The 20,053-nt window shown below is 60.6% G+C and carries 13 protein-coding genes; 8 read left to right on the top strand and 5 right to left on the bottom strand.

Annotation, left to right across the window (positions count from 1 at the left end; all coding sequences use genetic code 11):
- Positions 1 to 21: 21 nt before the first annotated feature.
- Complete coding sequence (locus QM649_RS00145; RefSeq protein WP_415196964.1) at positions 22 to 3,384, top strand: carboxypeptidase regulatory-like domain-containing protein; 3,363 nt, start codon at positions 22 to 24, stop codon at positions 3,382 to 3,384.
- A gap of 110 nt (positions 3,385 to 3,494) precedes the next feature.
- Here the strand turns inward: QM649_RS00145 and QM649_RS00140 are convergent, their stop codons facing one another.
- From QM649_RS00140 to QM649_RS00120, 5 genes are all read right to left on the bottom strand, one after another.
- A complete protein-coding gene (locus QM649_RS00140; RefSeq protein WP_415196963.1) occupies positions 3,495 to 4,757 on the bottom strand; it encodes a TlpA disulfide reductase family protein in 1,263 nt (420 codons plus the stop codon).
- 308 nt (positions 4,758 to 5,065) lie between these two features.
- A complete protein-coding gene (locus QM649_RS00135; protein WP_415196962.1) occupies positions 5,066 to 5,422 on the bottom strand; it encodes an Hpt domain-containing protein in 357 nt (118 codons plus the stop codon).
- Positions 5,423 to 5,455: 33 nt separating this feature from the next.
- Complete coding sequence (locus QM649_RS00130; RefSeq protein WP_415196961.1) at positions 5,456 to 5,842, bottom strand: response regulator; 387 nt, start codon at positions 5,840 to 5,842, stop codon at positions 5,456 to 5,458.
- Positions 5,839 to 9,303, bottom strand: coding sequence for a PAS domain S-box protein (locus QM649_RS00125; RefSeq protein ID WP_415196960.1), 3,465 nt, complete (start codon positions 9,301 to 9,303; stop codon positions 5,839 to 5,841). The genes QM649_RS00130 and QM649_RS00125 overlap by 4 nt, the downstream gene beginning before the upstream one ends.
- Positions 9,304 to 9,922: 619 nt before the next feature.
- Entirely contained in the window at positions 9,923 to 10,984 is a 1,062-nt protein-coding gene (locus QM649_RS00120; RefSeq protein WP_415196959.1) for a 1,9-bis(guanidino)-5-aza-nonane synthase, read from the bottom strand.
- A gap of 171 nt (positions 10,985 to 11,155) precedes the next feature.
- Between QM649_RS00120 and QM649_RS00115 the strand changes: the two genes are divergently transcribed.
- The 7 genes from QM649_RS00115 to QM649_RS00085 all read left to right on the top strand — a co-directional run bounded on the left by QM649_RS00115 (position 11,156) and on the right by QM649_RS00085 (position 20,039).
- Positions 11,156 to 12,142 (top strand): S1/P1 nuclease, encoded by a 987-nt coding sequence (locus tag QM649_RS00115; RefSeq protein ID WP_415196958.1) that lies wholly within the window; start codon positions 11,156 to 11,158, stop codon positions 12,140 to 12,142.
- A gap of 223 nt (positions 12,143 to 12,365) precedes the next feature.
- A complete protein-coding gene (locus QM649_RS00110; protein ID WP_415196957.1) occupies positions 12,366 to 13,835 on the top strand; it encodes a circularly permuted type 2 ATP-grasp protein in 1,470 nt (489 codons plus the stop codon).
- Positions 13,836 to 13,885: 50 nt separating this feature from the next.
- Complete coding sequence (locus QM649_RS00105; protein ID WP_415196956.1) at positions 13,886 to 14,848, top strand: alpha-E domain-containing protein; 963 nt, start codon at positions 13,886 to 13,888, stop codon at positions 14,846 to 14,848.
- 15 nt (positions 14,849 to 14,863) lie between these two features.
- Positions 14,864 to 15,850 (top strand): transglutaminase family protein, encoded by a 987-nt coding sequence (locus QM649_RS00100; protein ID WP_415197089.1) that lies wholly within the window; start codon positions 14,864 to 14,866, stop codon positions 15,848 to 15,850.
- A gap of 201 nt (positions 15,851 to 16,051) precedes the next feature.
- On the top strand, positions 16,052 to 17,440 hold the full coding sequence (uxaC, locus tag QM649_RS00095) for a glucuronate isomerase (protein ID WP_415197088.1): 1,389 nt from the start codon (positions 16,052 to 16,054) through the stop codon (positions 17,438 to 17,440).
- A gap of 17 nt (positions 17,441 to 17,457) precedes the next feature.
- Complete coding sequence (locus QM649_RS00090; RefSeq protein ID WP_415196955.1) at positions 17,458 to 18,762, top strand: MFS transporter; 1,305 nt, start codon at positions 17,458 to 17,460, stop codon at positions 18,760 to 18,762.
- Positions 18,759 to 20,039 carry a lactate racemase domain-containing protein gene (locus tag QM649_RS00085; protein ID WP_415196954.1) on the top strand — a complete coding sequence of 427 codons (1,281 nt, stop codon included), beginning with the start codon at positions 18,759 to 18,761 and terminating at the stop codon, positions 20,037 to 20,039. The genes QM649_RS00090 and QM649_RS00085 overlap by 4 nt, the downstream gene beginning before the upstream one ends.
- Positions 20,040 to 20,053 lie beyond the last annotated feature (14 nt).

Raw genomic sequence — 20,053 nt, 5'->3', positions numbered from 1 at the left:
TTTAGTTGGAGGCAACAACACATGAAGTTCAGATCCACAAAGCACTTGTGGGCGCTTGCTATTCCCGCTGCTCTTTGTAGCACCGGCATGGCACAGACCATCACTGGCTCGGTCAACGGCACGGTGACGGATTCCACGGGCGCAATTATCCCCAATGCAACGGTGACCGCAAAGAACGTCGACACCGGCGTTGAGACCAAGACGGTTTCCAACGGTGCAGGCGATTACAACATTCGCTTCCTGCAGATCGGTCACTACACTGTCACGATCGGCAACACCGGCTTTGAGACCTTCACTTCGGCGCCCTTCACCCTCGAAGTGAACCAGATCGCCAAGATCGATGCGAAGCTGGTCCCGGGCAGCGCAGCGCAGACAGTCACGGTCAGCGGTCAGCTGCAGCCGATTCTCGATACCGACAATGCGACTCTGGGCAGCACCTTTACGGCAAATACCGTTGCGAACATGCCGCTGAACGGCCGCAACTTCTCGTCGGTTACTGCCTTCGTCCCCGGCGCGATCTCGACTACGCCCTCCGGCATGACGGGCGTCAATGCCATCGAGCGCGATACCAACCAGCAGGGTCAGGTCTCGGTAAACGGTAACCGTAACCAGACCAACAGCTACCTGCTCGACGGTGTCGAAATCAACGAGACCATCAACAACGTCATCGGCTACAACCCGAGCCCCGACGCGATCGAGAACCTGACCGTCATCACCTCGAACGCTGGCGCCGAGTACGGCAACGTCAACGGTGGCGACGTTCTGGCCGTCATCAAGAGCGGTTCGAACAAGTTTCACGGCGGCGCCTTCGGCTTCCTCGAGAACGACAACCTGGATGCCAACAGCTGGGCCAACAATTACTCCGGTACGGCCAAGCAGCCCTTCACCGAATCGAACTTCGGTGGCACCCTCGGTGGTCCGATCCTCAAGGACAAGCTCTTCTTCTTCGTCGACTACCAGGCCGCGCGTTATCACACCGGCGGTACGGAGACCGAGAGCGTCATTCCTGAGGCCTTCCGTGAAGGCGATTTTTCGTCGCTGCTAACTGCTTCGACGCCTGTGCAGCTGTATCACTGGGTTAATGGTGTTCGTACCGCTTATGCGAACAATCAGGTGACGATCACCAATCCGGTCGCCCAGTACCTCTTCGCTCATCCCGAGCTGTATCCGCTGCCCAATAAGACGGCAACGGACGCTCTGGGTGGTGAGGACAACTACACGGGCAGCTATCGCAACACCGTACGCAATGACCAGGGCGACGTAAAAATCGACTGGCATTACGGCAACAAGGACGTGCTGGCCTTCCGTTATTCGCAGGGTGAAGCTTCGGACGCGACTCCGCAGACTCCGATCGCAATTACCTTCCCGACGACCAACAGCTACCCGTTCAAGGGCTTTGCCTTTAACGAGGTCCACACCTTTTCGCCTTCGATCGTGAACGAGTTCCGCGCCGGCTGGTCCCGCGTGCGCTGGATCCAGGGCGACCCGGTAGACTCGACGGGTGATTTCGGCACCAATGGCAATTCTGTTGTCGGCATCAACTTCTCGAATCAGCCCTGCGCCGGTTTCACCGCTCAGAGCTGGACCTCCACCGGCGGCGACGATAACCTCAGCTACCTAACCGGCATTGGTACGGATTGCTCGGGCAGCAGCCTGATCAACAACATCTTCACGTATGGTGACAACCTCACCGTCGAGCTCGGCAAGCACACGCTCAAGCTTGGCACTGAGATCGTTCGCTACCAGCAGAACAACTTCTACCCGGGTAACGACGGCATCATGGGTAACGAAGAGTACGGTGGCGGCTTCACTGGCAACGACGTCTCGGACTTCCTCGCGGACGACGTCTACTACGCTGGTGTCTCGTCTGACGTAGGCCGCTCCGGCCAGCGCCAGTACCGCGATGCCTACTTCGTCCAGGATGACTGGAAGGCGACCTCGAACCTGACCCTGAACCTTGGCATTCGCTACGAGTACGATCAGCCGATCTACGAAGTGAACAACAAGGAAGCGAACGTCGATCTGGCAACCGGGCAGTACTACTATGCTGGCACTGCAGCGGCAGGCAAAGTCTTCGGCGACGCCCGGGCGATGTATCACCCGGTCTACACCAACTTCATGCCCCGTATCGGCTTTGCGTACCAGCCGAAGGACCGCTGGGTCATCCGTGGCGGCTACGGCATCACCAACTTCCTCGAAGGCACTGGTGCTAACCTGCGTCTGAACTTCAACCCGCCCTATCAGCCGGCTTATACCTATACGGCTGTGAACGCTACGGACACCAGCGCTGGCACTCCGCTGACCGCGGAAGATGCACTCAGCAGCTTCACCAGCACCGCTACCAGCAACACGCTGCGCGCCTGGGACAGCAACCTGCGTCCGGCCTTCATTCAGGAGTTCACGCTCTCGGCGGAATACCAGCTCAGCAACCAGACCTCGGTCTCGGTGGGCTACGTTGGCCAGACCGGTCAGCACCTGGTCGATGCTCGCGCTGCCAACCAGCTGACTTCGGCTGATGCGACGGCTCCTTACTACAACCTCGTTGGTCAGACCGGCAGCATCGTCGAGACGCAGTCGAACTCGATGATGAACTACAACGGCATGCAGGTGCAGGTTCGCCATCGCCAGCACAACGGCGTGGAATACACCGTGAACTACACCTACTCGAAGGCGATGAGCAACAACCCTGGCTTCTACGGAGCCAACGCCTCGGGTAACAACGGTCCGAATTACAGCGCCTACTGGCAGGATGCTTACAACGGTCACGCCGATTACGGTCCGTCCAGCATGGACGTGCGTCACAACCTGAACGCAACGGGCGTCTATGAGCTGCCCTTCGGCCGTGGCAAGCAATTTGGCGGCAACATGAACCGCTGGCTGGACGAAGCAGTGGGTGGCTGGAAGCTGACTGGTACGGCCATGGTCTACACCGGTCTGCCGATCACCATCAGCGCTCCGGATGAAACCTCGGTGAACAACAAAGCGTCGCGTGCCAGCCAGTATCGCAAGCTGGAGATCCGCAACCGCAGCGTTGGTGAGTGGTTCGGTACCGATCCGTCGGCCACGCCTTGCACCACCGCTGGTGGTGGCTCGGCCTCGGGCAGCACTTGCGCTTACGGTGCGCCTGCGACCGGTGAGTTCGGTTCCGCCCAGAACGGCAGCGAGCGTTCGCCTGGCTTTGAGCAGGTCGACCTTTCGGCCGGCAAGGCGTTCCACATCACGGAAGGACAGAGCCTGGAGTATCGCGCGGACTTCTTCAACGCGTTCAACTTCGCCAGCTACAACTATCCGGATGCAAGCATCAGCTCGTCCACCTTCGGACGGATCACCGATACGCGCTCACAGCCCCGTATCGTGCAGATGTCGCTCCACTACACCTTCTAACCAGTTTCCTGCGAGCTGATCGGAACACGTTTAGCCCGCAGCAAATTGCTTCACAACACAAGAAAGCCCCTCCTTCGGCAGGGGCTTTTCTGCTTTTAAGTTTGTTAGTCCTAAGAAAGCAGTTTCTTCACCAGCGCATCTGTCTCTTTTTCCAGATCGCGGTGCGCGTCACCCGTAGCCGGCCCGGCAAAGCCGGTGTGGATCGCCTTTACGCGTCCGTCGCGGCCGATGAAGAAGGTCGTTGGCCAGCTGTCGAGATGCTCTACGCCCGTGATCTTCTCATTGAGCTGATCCGGCGTTCCGGTGAGCAGCACCTGATAGGTAAGGCCAAGTTGTTGAATCATGGCGCGCAGCCGCGTCGGATTGGCGAGCTGATTTTCCTCTTCGAAGCTCAGCTCGACGATATCGAGACCGCGATCGTGATACTTGCGATAGAGCGATTCGAGCAGGGGTGCTTCGTCGTGGCAGTTCGGGCACCAGCTTCCGCCGATCGACACGATGACAACCTTGCCTTTAAAGTCCGGATCGGTGTTCGAGATTGTCTTGCCGTCGAGAGTTTTGCCGGAGAATGCGAGCGGCTGCGAGGGGTTGCTCAGCCGGGTGTGCTGGAGCGGATCGTCCGGCGAGGCCAGGCCCGCTGCGCGCGCCTGCTGTGGACGCCGCGCCGTCCATGTCTGCGTGGTGCCCCCGTGCGCTGGAGTGACGAGTTGCAGCGTGCCGTCTGCCTGCGGGCGCAGAACAGCATAGGACGGACCCGCGGCGGTGAAATGGCTCACCTCATATTGCCCGTTGCGCCACTCGCCGAACAGGCTGCCGGTATCGCCGTCGATGCGCTGGATCACCGCTTCCACATTCGGTCCGGACTGCTTCACATGCAGTGTCCATGCAGATTCGTTCTTGCTGCTCTTGACCTCAACCTCCCAATCGCCGCCGATGTTGACCGGGTTGGGTGACGAAGGCTCGGCTTTCGTGTTTCTTTGCGCAGTGAAGGGGATGCTGCGCCCGCGCGAGGAAAATGTACCGGTAAGTGTGCCGTCTTTCAGACTGGCATCGATGCTATTCGCGTAATAGTCGAACTGGAGCGCCAGGTGGCCATCGGTGTAGCTGCCGCTTGAGGAAGCCGAGCGCTGCTTGCCATTGAGCAGCGCAGCCTGCAGATGATCGCCTTCGCCATGGATTTCGAGCTTCAGGGGCACTTGTTGGCCATTCGACTGCGCGGTTCCGGACCAGACACCGTCAACGCCGGATGTGGACTGTGCCAGAGCCGGAATAGCGCCGAGTGCCAGTGTGCCGGCGAGCAACCACCCTGAACGCTGCCGGGAAAAGGGGTGCTGAAGCCTGGATAGGGAAGCGAGGGCCGAAGCCATGTCCATGGAGCGATCCTTTCTGAGATGGAGCTCCGCTGTCCTCACACCTGTTTCGCCGGATGGCTGAAGCAAAGGCGGAATACAGCGGTGCCCTGCAATATCGCTACTGCGCAGGGCCTGAACGCTCCGGATAAATGAGGGGAAGTGCGATGCGCGAAGAGAGCGACGCCGGGTCAGTCGATCAGCGACAAGCTGAAAGACGACAACAACAGCGATGCATGGACGCGGAATGCATGACCTGAGCGTAGCACATGCCCTTGCAGCATGCCGTCAGCAAACACCCGAACGTGGGGCTGAAAAGTATTCGGTTCAGCTCAGGCGTAGCGGCGATCCTGCGCAGCCATCTCTTCTTTCAGTGCAGCGAGCCATTGCTGGATCTCACCTGATTCCATGCGCGCTTCGTCATCGGCAGCAAAAGCGCGCTCCAGCTTCGTCGCGAGCGCACTGCCCTGTGGCAGGCCGAAGGTTCCCAGCACCCCGGCGAGCTTGTGCGCGGCGGACTCTGCCAGCTTCTGCAACTCTGGAGAAAGAGCACCGGCTGCAAGCGCCTGTTGCGCCTGAGCGAGCACAGAGATGCGTTCTTCCAAAGTGGCGCGGCTGCTAATCCAGATACCGCGCAATGCCTGCTGTATCTTCTGTTCTGCCGAAAGTTCGGGGGAGGACTCGCTCATGGAAGTTATTCACCTGTGAGGACGCTCACGCGATCAGTTCGCCCATCCAAGAGCGTCCGAGATCTGGTGCGTGAGCGTCATCGGATCGAAAGGTTTGAACAGGATCGCTGCGACTCCAAGCGATGCGAAGCGCTTCTGATCCGCGCCCTGTACCTTCGCTGTGAGCAGGATCACCGGGATGTGCGCAATCTCCGGAATCTTCTGCATCTCCTGGAAGGTTGTCGGTCCGTCCATCCCCGGCATCATCACATCGAGCAGGATAGCGTCTGGCGTTTCCGCGCGCGCCCGCTCGATGCCGCTGGCTCCGGAGTTGGCGGTAAGAACGGTCCAGCCGCCGATCATTTCAAGGGTAAGGCCCGCTACCTCGCGGATATCGTCGTCGTCATCGATGATGAGAATGCGTTTCGGCGTGGTGCTCATCTCTCTACGGTACCTGCTGCTTCATCGGAAGAGTGCTGTGCGGTATCTCCGGCATCATGACCGTTATCGCGCAGCATGGTGACCACCAGGGCTTCGACTTCCTGTGGCTGCACCTTGGCCTTGGTGAGGAATTCGGTGCGTCCCAGCCGCAGTTCTTCCTGCTCCGGGGCGGGTACTTCCCGCGCTGAATATACCACCAGCGGAAGCTGACGCAGCAAGGCATGGGTCTTCAGCCAGCGCACGAGTTCCAGCCCATGGCCATCGGGCAATGCGAGGTCGAGGATGATGAGATCGGGCGCGGACTGCTCGCAAAGATGCACCGCTTGGCTCAGGAGTGCCGCATGGCGGATGCTGAATCCGGCACGTTCGAACGTGGTGGTAATCACCTTCGCCAGATCTTCATCGTCTTCGACCAGCAGCACGGCCGCGTTATCCTGTCCGCCCTTGAGCACGCGTCCGAGTTCTGAGAGCAGTGCCAGTTCATCGACAGGCGTTTGCAGCCATGAGTCCGCGGAGCGCGCGGCCAGCGGCTTTTCCGCAGGCGTCAGCACGCTTAGCACGACAATCGGCACGGACATGGTCTGCGGATCGGCCTTGATCGCCTCCATCGTCTCGAAGCCGTTGCGCGGCTTGTGCGAAAGGCCGAGCAAGATGGCCGAGGGAGGGAAGCGATGGGCAAGCTGCATCGCCTGCTCGCGATTTTCGGCTTCGAGTATGCGGTAATTGTGTCTCCGCAGTGGCTCGACAATGGCGCGACGCACGTGGCTATCGGGCTCGCAGACCAGCAACGTTTCGGCCTCGGGCGGAGCCAGCATCACGCTCGCTGGAACAAGCTGCGCCTCGCGGTCAGGCAGCAGGATATGGAAGGTCGAGCCCGAACCGCTGTTCTGCTCGGCCCAGATACGGCCGCCGTGCTGTTCGATGATCGTGCGGCAGATCGCGAGTCCCAGCCCAGTGCCGCCCTTCTGACGTGAATCCGACGCGTCGACCTGGTGGAAGCGGTCGAAGATGCTCTCGAGCTTATCCGCGGGGATGCCGCGGCCTTCATCGATGACATCGATGGCGAGGCCCTCAGGAGCGGGAGCCACCACGACGCGAACATTCGAGTCCTGGGGGGAGAACTTGATGGCATTGCTTAACAGGTTCGTCAGAACCTGGTTGAGGCGATCCGGATCCGCTTCGATCGAGACCGGCTCCGCCTCCACGCTGAGAGTGACGCCCGCATTGTCGGCCATCGGCTGCATGGAGTCGGCGATCTGCCGGGCCAATTCATGTACGGGGCAGGCACGCAGCGCCAGGGGCGCGCGGCCGGACTGCAGGCGTTCGAGATCGAGAATGTCGTTGATGAGGCGGACGAGCCGATCGGAGTTCGAGACGGCGATGCGCAGCAGGTTTGCTGCCTTGACGTCGATTTCGCCGAGCAGTCCCTGCGAGAGTAGACCCAGTGCGCCGCGGATCGAGGTAAGCGGGGTGCGCAGCTCATGGCTCACCGTGGAGATGAACTCATCCTTCATGCGGTCGAGCGCATAGCGCTGGCTGATATCCCGGAAGCTGAGCACGCTGCCGACCACGACACCGCGCTCGAGCATCGGCGTGATCGCAAACTCCACTGGAAAGGTCGAGCCGTCGCCGCGATAGAAAACGTCCTGGCCACTGGTCGCCTCGTGCAGCTGCAAAGCGCGCTGCAATGTGCAGGAGCGGTTGCAGCTGCCGTCGTGGTGCAGCAGCGCGTGGATCGGCTGCCCGTTCAGGCCCTCGGCCGTCGCCGAAAGCATCAGCGCTGCTGCTGGATTGGCGAAGTCGACGCCGCTCTCGGGGTTGATGCCGAAGATGCCGTCAGCGACCGAGTTCAGGATGAACTCCTTCTGACGGTTGAGCTCCTGCACGCGCTTTTCCTGCGAGGAGCGGGCCATGAATTGGCCCAACGAAGCGCAGACGGTCTCGACCGAGGCCATGGTCTCCGCATCTTCACGCTGCCTTTGGCGGCTGAAGAATTCGACCACGGCAATGACCTGGTTTACGGCACGGACAGGAACGGCCCAGCCCGTTTGCAGGCCTTCGAGACGCGCCGCGAAGCGCCGCTCGAAGACACGCTCGTCGCGAAGCTCTTCAATCCAGCGCGGTATGCCGGAGTTCCAGACGATTCCCGGCAGCCCCTGTCCGCGGCTGAAGACGCGGAAGCGGGTCTCGCGCTGAAATTCGTCGTAGATGTGGCCAGGTGTCGACCATCCGAACTGGAAGCGGATGAGATCGCTGCTCTCGTCTACCACCCATAGGTTGGCGAGATCGCAGGAGAGGCTGGCGCACAGCGCGCCGAGCACCTTGGGGAAGGCCTCTTCGGCGGTGGTCGACTCGCCGATCATCTGGTTCACCTGCAGCTGCATCCGCAGGCGGCGCTCGCGCAGGTTCTGCTGCGTCACATCGCGGAAGATACAGCGTACGGCGACCGGCCGTCCGTCACTGTAGCGGCAGCTGAGGCTGGCGGAGACCTCGACCGGCCGGCCTTCGGTGTCCTGCAGTTTCAGCAATTCGCCTTCGACATTCTCTCCCTTGAGCGCGCGACGGAACAGAGCCGCTGCATCGGCCTGCGCGATCACAGGAAACGGCGATTCGAAGCTGATGAAACTCTGGAAGCCCTCGGAGTTGATGCCGAACAGCACCTGCCATGCCGGGTTCACATAAAGATAGCGGCCGCGCGGGCTAAGCGTCGCGATCATCTCCTGCGAGTTATCGAAGAGGTCGCGATAACGGTCCTCACTCTCGCGCAGCGCCTGCTCGGCGCGTTTGGTCGAGGAGAGATCCATGGACACGCTGACCAGCCCCGTCACCTCGTCCGAGGCGCTGCGGACGGCACCGAGATACACCATGGCGGGGAAGGTGCTGCCATCCTTGCGCCGGTACTGCATCTCGATGCCGCGCACACGGCTGGCTGGCGATCCGGATACGTAATGGATAAAGCGGGCCATCAGCGATTCCGGCACCTGGGCCGTGCCTGCACGCTGCAGCGCCGGAAGCAGGGGACGCGAGGCAATGCGGCGGCCGACCCGCTCCAGCTCGCCATCCAGAAACAGCTCTTCCACGCTCAGCCGGTCCCGGGCCTCGGCTTCCGTGTAACCCAGCATGCGCTCTGCTGCCGGATTGAAGATCAGGATCATGCCGTTCAGATCGGTCGCCATGATCATGGGACCGGCAGAGTCGAGAATGCTTTGCTGCAGGTGGGTGATCTGCTGCAGCTGTCCCTCGGAGTCGCGCTGATGGCGGGCGGCGCGGAAGCTGGCCAATGCCGCGGCGACAAAAAGAAGCTGCGCAAGGCTCCATGCGAGAAGAAGCCGGGAGAGCTCAGGGCTCCGGGTGGACTGGGAAAAATCCGCGCTAAGAAGCAGGAAGGCGCCGCCGAGCGACAGCAGGAGAGCCACGGCGAAGAGAGGAACGTGAAGTCGACTGACGCGGAATTCGGCCATGAGCGGTTGCGCAGGCAAGTAATGCTTTACCCAGATTACCGAAGTAATTGTAAGGTGTCAGCAGAAATTGCGATAGCAATTCCTGTATCTGATCCACTACTTCAGTAGCCTTCTACGTCACTTTTCGGCCAAAAAGATGGGGATGTGAATCGACCTCACCCCAGAGGGTGCGGTCTTGCCGACAAGAGCGCCGCGACGAAAGTCCTGAACAGGCTCTAAGCGCGAGAACGGCGGCGAAGCTGCGACTGCACGCCGCGCTCAAAGGGAATCAGCTTGGCAGAGGTATGAGGATTTGCTGAGAGGGTTGCGCCGCGTCGCGCCGAGGAGCGACAGAGCGACCAGAACCAGGCAAAAGTAACCACGTACAGCACAGCGAGAACTTCAACGGCGAGCCACACGGCGAACTCCGAAGGGGGAAGGTGCTGGACCTGCCCAGAGGCATTTCCAAAACGCAGATATTACTCCTCGTTGAAGACGGTTCGCGAGGCCAAAAGCCGCATATTTTTGGGTATGCCAGCAGTTTTTAGTGGTCACAGTCCCTGGTTTGAGGAATTGAGGTTACAAAAGAAACCGCCCGCCGGTTTGGCGGGCGGTTTCGACTGCAAATTTGCTGCAGGAGCTAGGCGTTGACGGGCTCGAGCAGGCGCGCCCAGCGGCGGGTCGGACGCTCGGCGTGCGCATTCTTGTGGTAAGCGTAGCCCGTAACCAGCGGCAGGGCCAGCGTGGCTTCGCTATAGACCATCTGCTCGAAGGTGGTGTCGACCTTGCCCCACGAGCTGGCTTCCTTGAGGGTGCTCGAGGAGAGAGCACCGTCGCGGACGTCCGCCACCGTGATCTGGATGGCGTACTTGTGCATCGGGGCATCCTGGCCGAGGATGTCGGCGGCTACGACGATGTCCTGCGCGAAGTTCTTCGGCACGCCGCCGCCGATCATCAGCAGGCCGGTGGTCGGGTTCGCGATCTTCAGCTGGGTGATTTCGTAGAAGTCCTTGGCCGAATCCAGCGAAACCTTGGGCTTGTCGCCGCGGGCGTGCTGGTGGGCGACCAGGCCGAAGCCGGCCGAGCAGTCGCTGAAGGCCGGGCAGAAGATCGGCACGTCATACTGGTAGGCCGCGTAAACGATGGAGTCGACGCCGCCCTTTTCCGGGGTCTTGCCTTCCTTCTCGAGGTAGGCGCCCATGGCGCGGATGAACTCGCGCGAGCTGTAGGGGCGCGGATCGAGCGAATCGGCGATCTTCAGGGTCGTGTCATCGCAGATGCGCAGCTCTTCTTCGTCGATGAGCGTGTCATAGATACGGTCGATCATCAGCTCGCGGAGCACGCCGTCTTCGGTGCCCTGCTTGAGCAGGTCGCTGGCGATCCAGTGCTTGAAGCCGAGGGCTTCGAAGAAGTCCTGGTCGACAATGTTGGCGCCGGTCGAGACGATGGCATCCACCATGTTGTTACGGATCAGATCGATGAAGATCTGCTTCAGGCCGGCGGAGATCAGCGATCCGGCGAGGCAGAGGATGACGCCGCATTCCTTATCGCGCAGCATGCGCTCGTAGATCGAAGCAGCGCGGTTGAGGTCACGCGAGCTGAAGGCCATGTGTTCCATGGCGTCGACGAGGGCAACGACGTTGTGCTGCTTGATGTCGATGTGCTGGATGGGGTCAGTGAGGAGTTCCTGTTTCGTAGGCATAGCCACTCCAGAATATCAACCTTTGCCCGCGAATCTAAGGGATTTTGATGAATTTCGCGTAAGGCGCGTGGCGTCCGGCGCAGGGCTGGACAGACCGGGGAAATGGCGGCACCGGTGATACCGCGTGAGCGCTTCATCTGCCGTGAATGTGGGGACAGTTATACTCGCCGCATGAACCGCTTCGCTTCCGTCCGCCTTCGTTCGCGTTTGCTCCGTGTGGCCACGCTTGCTCTTCTTCCCATCACGGCTGTGCCGCTTTCCTTCGGCTGGGGCGATGCCGGACATAAGATGATCAACCGGCTGGCCGCCGAGAGCCTGCCCGACGACGTTCCGGCCTTCCTGAAGACGCCGGAGGCGATCAACGAGATCGAATACCTCGGCCCTGAGCCCGACCGCTGGCGCTCGCTGGCCGAGTCGGAGCTGAATGCCGCGCAGGCGCCGGACCATTTTATTGATATGGAGTACGCCGAGGTGATCGGCAAGCTGCCGAAGCGGCGCTATGACTACATTGCCGCGCTGACGGCTGCCGAGATTACGCATCCGGATATGGCGAAGGAGCTCGAACCGGAGAAGGTCGGCTTCCAGCCTTACATCACCAATGAAGTGTGGGAACGCCTGAAAGCCGCGATGCGCGCCTACCGCGAGGCGAGCGCGAAGCACGAGGACACGAAGCCCATCGAGGCGGCGATTCTCTTCTATGTCGGCTGGCTGGGCCATTATGTGGGTGACGGTTCGCAGCCGCTACACGTGACCCGGGACTACAACGGCTGGGTGGAGAAGGAAAACCCGAACGGCTACACCACGGATCACAAGATCCACTGGCAGTTCGAAGGTGTCTTTGTGGGTGCGAACATCAAGCCGGAGGACGTAAAGCCGCTGATGACGCCCGTGCATCCGGTGACCGACGAGTGGGATGAGTACCTCGACTACCTGCACCACACCGGTACGTTCATCGAGAAGACCTATCAGCTCGACAAGGTCCATGGCTTTGACGGCGCGGGCACACCCGAGGCGAAGCAGTTTGCCGAGGAGCGGCTCGCGGCAGGCGCAAGCATGCTGCGTGACCTGATCGACTCGGCATGGATTGAAAGCGCGCAGCCGGTGCCGCAGTGGCACGACGCGGCGAGCGATGCCTCGGGCAAGACCAAGAGCAAGTAGCTTCTATCTCACCGGTGCCGCGCCAGCGACACCATACACAGCGGAGATGCCTTCCCGGCGTCTCCGCTGTGTTGCGTCAGGCCTTCCTCTTCAGCGCCTTCGATGTCTCTTGCCGCATAAGCGCTCTTTATCGCGGGAATAAGTCTTCGCGGTAGAGCGTCATCCCCACATGGGAACGGCCTAAGATGCATCCAAGCAAGACACATGGTGCTGACAGGAGCCGATGAGCCAAACGCTGTTAACGGGTAAGTTCGAGAATCCGCTGCTTCGCGAATACTTTCTGGATGGTGCCTTCGATGAGATGTTCACCCCGGAAGGCGGCATTCGCCCGCAATACGAGGCGCTGCTCACCACACTCACGTCTCTGCCGCCGGAGGAGTTGAAACGCCGCAAGCAGTCCGCTGATGTGTCCTTTCTTATGCAGGGCATCACCTTCACTGTCTACGGCCGTGAAGAGGGCACAGAGCGCATCTTCCCCTATGACCTGATTCCGCGCCTGGTCACGGGTGAGGACTGGGATCGTATCGAGCGCGGGCTGACGCAGCGCATCACTGCCCTCAATCTCTTCCTGCACGACGTCTACCACGAGGGTAAGATCCTGGCGCAGGGTGTCATCCCGCGTGAGGTGGTGTACAGCTGCCAGCATTTCCGCCGGCAGATGCGTGGGTTGCAAGTGCCTCGCAATGTATATGTAGCCGTAGCTGGTACAGATCTGCTGCGGCTGAACAGCGGCGAGTTTGTGGTGCTCGAGGACAATCTCCGCGTGCCTAGCGGCGTGAGCTACATGCTCACCAATCGCCGCATCATGAAGCGCACCCTGCCGCGGCTCTTCCGCAACTATGGTGTGCGTCCCATCGAACACTATTCGCAGGCGTTGCTCAGCACACTGCGCTCAATTGCGCCCGAGGGCAGGCCGGAGCCGACCATCGTGCTGCTGACGCCGGGCGTATACAACTCGGCTTACTTCGAGCACACCTACCTGGCACGCCAGATGGGCATCGAGCTCGTGGAGGGCCGAGATCTCGTCATTCACGACAACATTGTTTACATGCGCACGACTGCAGGCTTGAAACGCGTGGATGTGATCTATCGCCGCGTGGACGATGACTTCATCGACCCTTTGGCTTTCCGTCCGGACTCGATCCTCGGCGCTGCAGGGCTCTTCAATGCCTACCGCGCGGGCAATGTAACGCTGGCCAATGCCTTCGGCACCGGCGTAGCCGACGACAAGGCACTCTATGCCTACGTTCCGGCGATCATTCGCTATTACCTGGGTGAGGATCCGATCCTGAACAATGTTGAGACCTACCTGATGACGGAGAAATCGCAGCGGCAGCATACGCTCGACAATCTCGATAGGCTGGTGGTCAAGGCCGTTGGCGAGTCGGGCGGCTACGGCATGCTGATCGGCCCGCAAAGCTCGGCCGCGGAGCGCGAGGAGTTCAAGCGGCGGATCGAAGCCAATCCGCGCAACTACATTGCCCAACCGACGCTCGATTTTTCGCGTTCGCCCTGCCTGCTGGAAGACGGCAGCATCGAGCCTCGACACGTCGATCTCCGCCCCTACATCCTTTATGGCGACAAGGTCACCATCGTTCCCGGCGGATTGACGCGCGTAGCCCTACGCAAGGGATCGCTCGTGGTGAATTCCTCGCAGGGCGGCGGCAGCAAGGATACCTGGGTTCTCAGCTAAGCGCTGCGTTGAACCGGCGCGGCACGCATCCGTAACAGCAGGAGTGACAATTGCTTTCTCGTGTGGCAGACAGCCTTTACTGGACCAGTCGATACCTGGAGCGCGCCGAGCATACGGCGCGCATGGTCGACATCAACCTCGGCCTGCTGCTCGACAAGTCGCAGGTGAGTGCGGAGCGACGCTGGCAGCGCGTGCTGGCTGCGCTCGGCATGCCGCCGGGTATCGAGACTGGCACGGACGCGTACTCACTGGTTTACAAATTGTGCTTCGACGGCACGCTGCCCGGCTCGGTGATGGCCTGCGTCTTCGCAGCGCGAGAGAACGCGCGGCAGATTCGCGAAGAGATCAGCAGCGAGCAGTGGCAGCGCGTCAATCAGCTCTTTCATGAGATTGCACGGCTCAAGCCGCCGTCGCCTTCCGAAACGCAGCTGGCCGAGTTCCTGCCTGCGCTCATCGACGGTGTACATCTCTTCCAAGGCGTAACAGACACCACATTGAGCCATGGCGAAGGCTGGCAGTTCCTGCAGGTCGGGCGGTTTCTCGAACGCGCCTCGGCGACGGCCAAACTGCTCGATATCTATCACCGCGATGTCTTCTCTAAAACCGACGAAACCGTCGACGCCTATGAGTATCTCGAGTGGATCGGTCTGCTGCGCACGTGTACGGCGTTCGAAGCCTACTGTAAGGTCTATACCGCCGACCTTACCTATGAACAGATCATCGAGTTCCTGCTGCTCGATCCCGAGTTTCCTCACTCCATCCGCTATTCCATCGACCGGCTCAATCGCTCTCTCGAAGCGATCGGCAGGGAAGGCCGCGGCCTGCACGCAACGGAGTTGATGCGCGTCTCCGGGAAGCTCAAGTCTTCGCTGGAGTATGCGCAGATCGCCGAAATCCTCGAGCATGATCCTGGCCGCTATATGCGGCGCATTGTGGACGAGTGTCGTCAGGTGCACAACCTCGTCTACGAGGTCTATATCCAGTACTCAGTGCAGACCGCGCTGGCCGTCTAAGAGGACACTGTCATGCTGTTCTATTCCATCCGTCACCTGACAAAGTTTGTCTACAGCAACGCAGTGAGCGAGAGCGTGATGGAGGTGCGCATGCACCCGCGCTCGGATAGCAATCAACGCTGCCTGACGTTTTCTCTCTCGGTGAGTCCGCGCTGCCGCGTCTTCTCCTACCGCGACCACCTGAGCAACAACATCCATCACTTCGACATCCCGGGCCAGCACGGGCAGTTGGTGATCGTGGCCGAATCGCTCGTCGAGTACCAGCCATTGGCCGATATTCCGCGCTTTCTCGCACCCGATGCCTGGGGGGAGCTCGATGCTATGGTCTCCGAGGGAGATTACTGGGAGATGCTGCTGCCGAGTGAGTTCGCCTGCCCCACGCCGCTGCTGGACCAGCTTGCGAAGGAGATGGAGGTGCGCAGGCGCGACGATCCCATGATGCTTCTGCGCGAGCTGAATGACCGCCTCTACGATGCTTTCAGCTATGCGCAGCGCACCACTCGGGTGGACTCGCCGATCGACGAAGCCCTGGCCTCACGCCAGGGTGTCTGCCAGGACTTTGCGCACATCATGATCACGCTGGTGCGTAAGCTTGGTATCCCGTGCCGTTATGTCAGCGGATATCTTTACCATGGCAAGAATCATCGCGACCGCTCGGTATCGGACGCAACCCATGCGTGGGTGGAGGCGCTGCTGCCGCATCTCGGCTGGGTCGGCTTCGATCCCACGAACGCGCTGGTCGCAGGCGATCGCCATATCCGGACCGCGCTCGGGCGCGACTACGCCGATGTGCCGCCGACAAAAGGCGTATTCCGGGGGCGTACCTCGAGCGATCTGTTCGTCGCAGTGCAGGTGACGGCTTCCGAACAGCCTCCCGCGCTCGACCAGGAGATGCCGATCCCCGAGGACTGGTCGATGCTCGTTGAAAAGGCGCAGGCGCCGCCCCCGCCCCCGGCCGAACCGCTGCTGCAATTGCAGCAGGCGCAGCAACAACAGCAGTAGCGGGGCGGCTACCGCAGCACATAAAGTACAGCCCGGATGGCAATCATCCGGGCTGTTTGCGTTCAGCGACATCACCCGGAAAACACATTGCGGGTATCCAAGCGTGAAATCTTTCAGATATATTGCTGTGGTCAGACCACTGCGTTCCAGTTCGCTCACCAGAGCATCCGCCGAAACAGAACAGGGAGCTGAAGCTTGTCTTTGATTCATCCTGACCGTCTTTTTCCTGCCGACCCGCATGCTCGCCGGATTGCGCGGGAGTTGTATGCCAGCATTGCCGACCTGCCGATTGTGAGTCCGCATGGTCACACGCAGGCGGCATGGTTTGCGCACAATGAGCCATTTCCCAACCCGGCCAAGCTCTTCGTTCAGCCGGATCATTACGTCTATCGCATGCTCTACAGCCAGGGCATCTCGCTCGATTCGCTCGAGATCGGCGTGCCGGAGATCAAAAATCCGCGGGAAGTGTGGCGCATCTTCGCCCGCAACTACTACCTCTTCCGTGGAACGCCGACGCGCATGTGGCTGGACTATGCTTTCCAGGAGCTTTTCGGCTTGGTGGAGCGGCTTTCCGAGCGCACGGCGGATCACTACTACGATGTGATCGACGAGAAGCTCCGTACGCCGGAATTCCTGCCCCGCGCGCTCTTCGAAACATTCCGCATCGAGATTCTCGCGACCACCGATTCGCCACTGGATTCACTCGCCGATCACCAGGCGGTTCGCGACTCTGGATGGAATGGCCGGATTCTTCCGACCTTCCGTCCCGACCCCGTGGTCGATCCGGATTTTGCTGGCTTTCATGACAACATTCGCCGTCTCGGTGAGCTGACAGGCGAGGATACCGGCAGCTGGAAGGGCTACCTTCGCGCGCTGGAAAAAACACGTGCGCGCTTTAAGGCGCTCGGTGCCACGGCTACCGACCATGGACATCCCACGGCACAGACAGCGAACCTCTCATCGCACGCGGCGGCCGAGCTTTTCGCGAAGATCCTCGGACCGCACGCGGACGCCGCCAGCCAGGAACTCTTCCGTGCGCAGATGCTGACCGAGATGGCGCGCATGAGTGTCGAGGATGGCCTCGTGATGCAGTTGCACCCCGGCAGCTCGCGCAACCACAATCACAAGGTCTTCCAAAAATATGGCCGCGATACCGGCGCCGACATCCCAACATCGACCGACTATGTGCACGCGCTGAAGCCGCTGCTCAGCCTTTACGGCAACGAGCCGGAACTCCGGCTGATCCTCTTCACTTTGGACGAGTCGACGTACAGCCGCGAACTGGCGCCGCTTGCAGGACATTATCCGTGTCTGCGTCTCGGGCCACCGTGGTGGTTCCACGATAGTCCTGAAGGTATGCTGCGCTTCCGCGAGATGGCTACCGAAACAGCAGGCTTCTACAACACGGTCGGTTTCAACGACGACACGCGTGCCTTCCTCTCGATCCCGGCACGGCACGATGTCGCCCGTCGCACGGACTGCGCCTTTCTCGCGCGGCTCGTCGTGGAGCATCGGCTCGACGAAGACGAAGCCTTTGCCGTGGCGCGCGATCTCACCTATAACCTGGTGCGGCAGGCCTATCGCCTATAGACGTTGGGAAGGTGTACATGAGCTCGACTGAAAAACTTTCAGCAGATCCACTCGCGGATGCCAGCGAAGCAAACCGCGGACGTGTGCGGTGGACCATCTGTGCGATGCTGTTCTTCGCCACGTCGATCAACTACATGGATCGCCAGGTAATCGCGCTGCTGAAGCCGACCTTGGCAGTGAAGATAGGGCTCACCGAGCTCAACTACGCCTATATCGTCGACGCCTTCCAGGTAGCCTATGCGCTCGGGCTGCTGCTCGCCGGTCGCATCGTGGATAGGATCGGCACGCGCATCGGTTACATGGTCGTGATGGGCGTCTGGAGCCTCTCGGCGATGGGGCACGCGCTTGCGAGTTCAGCCATGGAGTTCGGCGTCGCGCGTTTCTTTCTCGGTCTCGGTGAGTCCGGCAATTTCCCGGCTGCTATCAAAACTGTCGCCGAGTGGTTTCCGCAAGGGGAGCGCTCGTTGGCCACCGGCATCTTCAACTCCGGTGCGAACGTAGGAGCCATTCTCGCGCCTCTTGTGGTTCCATGGATTACGCTGCGCTTTGGCTGGCGCGCTGCCTTCCTTGCGACCGGCGTCTTCAGCATGCTCTGGATCCTGTGGTGGTTCAAGAACTACCGCAAGCCGACCGATCACCCGACGCTCACCGGTGCCGAGCTGCGTTACATCTACCAGGAAGCCGCGCAGCAGATGGGGCCGTCCGTACCTTGGCTGCGGCTGCTCGGCTATCGACAGACGTGGGCCTTCGCACTTGGCAAATTCCTTACCGATCCCATCTGGTGGTTCTATCTCTTCTGGCTGCCGTCCTACTTCAGCGCGAAGTTTCACCTCGATCTTTCCCATCTCGGATTGCCGCTGATCCTGGTCTACAACATGTCCGCGGTCGGCAGTATCGCGGGCGGCTGGCTCCCTGCTCCGTTTCGTAAAATGGGACTGTCGCCCGAGGTTGCGCGGCTTGCTGCGATGGGCTTCTGTGCGCTGCTGGTAGTGCCGGTATTCATGATCGGCAATCTCCATTCGGAGTGGGCGGCGATCATACTACTGGGCATCGCGGCAGGAGCGCACCAGGGCTGGTCGGCGAATATGTTCACGACTGCATCCGACATGTTTCCCCGCCAGGCCGTGGGTGCCGTCGTTGGCATCGGCGGGATGGCGGGCTCGGTAGGCGGCGTGCTGCTGGCTAACTTCACCGGCCACGTGCTCCAGAAAACGCACAACTACAGTGTGCTATTTGTCATTGCATCGAGCGTGTACCTGTTGGCGCTCGTCGTCATTAACCTGCTGGCGCCCAAGCTGCGCCGCGCGGAGTTTGCAGCATGAGTCTTTACCTCGCGACCGGCGGACCGGATCGTGATTTTTCGCCGGAAGAGATTCGGTCACTGTTATTCGAGGCGCTCGGCAAGCTGGGCGAGCGCAAGCGCGTTCTCGCGGTGCCTCCGGATCTTACCCGCTATCATTCGCGGGCCGGTGAGCTGACGCAGATGGCATGGCAGTATTACGGTTCGCAGCTGGAGGCGATTCTTCCTGCGCTCGGAACCCATACTGCTATGACATCCGAGCAGCTGACGCGCATGTTCGGCGATGTGCCGCACTCGCTCTTCCGCGTACACAACTGGCGCACTGACGTAGAGACGATGGGCATCGTGCCCGAAGACTTCATCCACGAGGTTTCAGAAGGGAAGCTGAGCTACGACTATCCGGCGCAGGTGAATAAACTCATCTCGCGTGGTGGGTTTGATCTCGTGTTGTCGATCGGCCAGGTGGTGCCGCATGAAGTCATCGGCATGGCCAATTACAACAAGAACATTCTCGTCGGCGCAGGTGGCGTGGATGGCATCAACCGCAGCCATTATCTCGGCGCGGTCTACGGGATGGAGCGCATCATGGGCCGCGCGGATAACCCCGTGCGAGCAGTGCTCAACTACGGTGCCGATCATTTCCTTACGGAAATTCCCATCGTCTACGTGCTCACCGTTGTCGGACGCAAGGCCGATGGCGCCCTGGCGCTGCGCGGTCTTTTTGTCGGCGACGATGTCGAATGCTTCCACCTCGCGGCTGATCTCAGCCTGAAGGTGAACTTCGAGATGCTCGAGGAGCCAATCCGCAAAGCGGTCGTCTATCTCGAGCCGCATGAGTTTCACAGCACGTGGCTGGGCAACAAGGCTGTTTATCGCACGCGCATGGCGCTGGCCGATGACGCCGAACTCATCATCCTTGCGCCGAATGTGCGCGAGTTTGGCGAGGATCCCACGATCGACAAGCTGATCCGCAAGTATGGCTATCGCGGCACGCCCGCCACGCTTGCGGCAGTTGAGAGGAATGCCGATCTTGCCGGCGACCTGAGCGCGGCCGCGCACCTTATTCATGGCTCATCGGAGGGCCGCTTCCGTATCACATGGTGCCCGGGCAAGCTTACTCGCGAGGAGATTGAGGGCGTGGGCTTCGGCTACGGCGATCTCGAAGCGATGACGAAGCGCTACGATCCCGAGCGGCTGAGCAACGGATACAACGAGGTCGACGGTGAAAAGATTTTCTACATCAGCAATCCCGGCCTGGGCCTGTGGGCCTACCGGGGGCGTTTCTCCAACGGTTCGTAAACAGGAAAGGGAAG

It is taken from the genome of Silvibacterium sp., from assembly GCF_047605705.1.
Classification (GTDB): Bacteria; Acidobacteriota; Terriglobia; order Terriglobales; family Acidobacteriaceae; genus Silvibacterium.
The sequence above is the reverse complement of the archived record's forward strand: the minus strand, read 5'-3'. Positions and strand labels throughout refer to the sequence as shown.

Coding starts and splice junctions, on each gene's coding strand:
- QM649_RS00145 (WP_415196964.1), top strand. CDS start 22: ATGAAGTTCAGATCCACAAAGCACTTGTGGGCGCTTGCTATTCCCGCT.
- QM649_RS00140 (WP_415196963.1), bottom strand. CDS start 4,757: ATGGACATGGCTTCGGCCCTCGCTTCCCTATCCAGGCTTCAGCACCCC.
- QM649_RS00135 (WP_415196962.1), bottom strand. CDS start 5,422: ATGAGCGAGTCCTCCCCCGAACTTTCGGCAGAACAGAAGATACAGCAG.
- QM649_RS00130 (WP_415196961.1), bottom strand. CDS start 5,842: ATGAGCACCACGCCGAAACGCATTCTCATCATCGATGACGACGACGAT.
- QM649_RS00125 (WP_415196960.1), bottom strand. CDS start 9,303: ATGGCCGAATTCCGCGTCAGTCGACTTCACGTTCCTCTCTTCGCCGTG.
- QM649_RS00120 (WP_415196959.1), bottom strand. CDS start 10,984: ATGCCTACGAAACAGGAACTCCTCACTGACCCCATCCAGCACATCGAC.
- QM649_RS00115 (WP_415196958.1), top strand. CDS start 11,156: ATGAACCGCTTCGCTTCCGTCCGCCTTCGTTCGCGTTTGCTCCGTGTG.
- QM649_RS00110 (WP_415196957.1), top strand. CDS start 12,366: ATGAGCCAAACGCTGTTAACGGGTAAGTTCGAGAATCCGCTGCTTCGC.
- QM649_RS00090 (WP_415196955.1), top strand. CDS start 17,458: ATGAGCTCGACTGAAAAACTTTCAGCAGATCCACTCGCGGATGCCAGC.
- QM649_RS00085 (WP_415196954.1), top strand. CDS start 18,759: ATGAGTCTTTACCTCGCGACCGGCGGACCGGATCGTGATTTTTCGCCG.